Source organism: Synechococcus sp. R6-7 (assembly GCF_047461695.1).
Lineage (GTDB): Bacteria > Cyanobacteriota > Cyanobacteriia > Thermostichales > Thermostichaceae > Thermostichus.
The window spans coordinates 1-1,060 of the sequence record NZ_JANSHS010000236.1 but is presented as its reverse complement, the minus strand read 5'-3'; the positions used below and the strand labels follow the sequence as shown (position 1 = coordinate 1,060).

Annotated in this window: 1 protein-coding gene; it reads right to left on the bottom strand. The window is 60.2% G+C overall.

Annotated elements, in window-relative coordinates; all coding sequences use genetic code 11:
* Position 1 precedes the first annotated feature (1 nt).
* Positions 2-1,060: photosystem II D2 protein (photosystem q(a) protein) (psbD, locus tag NW815_RS07680; RefSeq protein WP_414332488.1), on the bottom strand; the 1,059-nt coding region annotated here is incomplete at its 5' end.

The following is a 1,060-nucleotide window of genomic DNA, read 5'->3' as shown; positions in this document are numbered from 1 at the left end:
TTTAGAGCGCATTGCCGCGGGGGAGGACTTCTTCAGGGAACTCAAAGCGCTCATGGGGCTGGTCCTGCGGCGCCATCCACGCCCGAATCCCCTCGTTCAGCAAAATGTTCTTCGTGTAAAACGTCTCAAACTCCGGGTCTTCCGCTGCCCGCACCTCCTGACTGATAAAGTCATACGCCCGCAGGTTCAGCGCCAACCCCACCACGCCAATGCTCGACATCCACAAACCCGTCACCGGCACAAACAACATGAAAAAGTGCAGCCACCGCTTGTTGGAAAACGCTATCCCAAAAATCTGGCTCCAGTACCGGTTGGCCGTCACCATCGAGTAGGTCTCCTCCGACTGCGTCGGCTCAAAAGCCCGAAAGGTGCTGGCCGCATCCCCATCCTGAAACAGGGTGTTCTCCACCGTCGCCCCATGGATGGCACACAACAGCGCTCCACCCAAAACGCCAGCCACCCCCATCATGTGGAACGGGTTCAGCGTCCAGTTGTGGAACCCCTGGAAAAACAGCAAAAAGCGGAAAATCCCCGCCACCCCAAAGCTAGGCGCAAAAAACCAGCTGCTCTGCCCCAGCGGGTAAATCAAAAACACGCTCACAAACACCGCTATCGGCGCGCTAAACGCAATGGCGTTGTAGGGCCGCACCCCCACCAGCCGGGCAATCTCAAATTGCCGCAGCATAAAGCCAATCAGCCCCAGCGCTCCGTGCAGGGCCACAAAGGTCCACAGCCCCCCAATCTGGCACCAGCGGGTGAAGTCCCCCTGGGCTTCCGGGCCCCACAGCAGCAGCAGGCTGTGCCCCATGCTGTCGGCGGGGGTGGAGACGGCTACGGTCAAAAAGTTGCACCCTTCCAGGTAGGAGCTGGCCAACCCGTGGGTGTACCAGGAGGTCACAAAGGTGGTGCCGGTGAGCCAGCCGCCCAGGGCTAGGTAAGCGCAGGGGAACAGCAGCAGCCCGGACCAGCCGATGAACACGAATCTGTCGCGCTTGAGCCAGTCATCGACGATGTCGAACCATCCTCGCTCCTGACGCACGCGCCCTACCGCTATGGTCAT